Annotated in this window: 2 tRNA genes; both read right to left on the bottom strand. The window is 48.0% G+C overall.

What is annotated here, in order from left to right:
• Nucleotides 1–211: 211 nt before the first annotated feature.
• Nucleotides 212–287 (bottom strand) — tRNA-Ala (locus CAG18_RS25945).
• Between the two features lie 24 nt (nt 288–311).
• Nucleotides 312–388, bottom strand: a tRNA-Ile gene (locus tag CAG18_RS25940).
• Nucleotides 389–521 lie beyond the last annotated feature (133 nt).

Here is a 521-nt window from a genome sequence, read left to right as displayed (position 1 = left end):
TATACTGTGAAGACGACATTCGCCGAAAATTCGCATGTTGCTCTTTCGAGCAGAACTCACAAATCTTACCTTAGCCTGATTAACCAGCAGTGAAACTGGTCATCAGTCTATATCTATCACATATCCGAATTTTTAAAGAACGATCTGACAAAAGTCAGAAATCAACATTCGATGCGAATGTTCATTTCTGAGTTTGATCAAGTAAAGCAAGTGGTGGAGCCAAGCGGGATCGAACCGCTGACCTCCTGCGTGCAAGGCAGGCGCTCTCCCAGCTGAGCTATGGCCCCGTATTCTACGGCTGAACCATGTAATGGTAGGTCTGGGCAGATTTGAACTGCCGACCTCACCCTTATCAGGGGTGCGCTCTAACCAACTGAGCTACAGACCTATAACAGGGTCGCGTTACAGCATCGTCTTTTACAATGAATCAAGCAATTCGTGTGGGAGCTCATCAGCAGGCTGATGTCGTCGATTAAGGAGGTGATCCAGCCGCAGGTTCCCCTACGGCTACCTTGTTACGA

The sequence above is a fragment of the Pseudomonas sp. B22(2017) genome (assembly GCF_002113105.1).
Taxonomy (GTDB): Bacteria; Pseudomonadota; Gammaproteobacteria; order Pseudomonadales; family Pseudomonadaceae; genus Aquipseudomonas; species Aquipseudomonas asiatica.
This window is presented reverse-complemented; position numbering and strand designations above follow the sequence as displayed.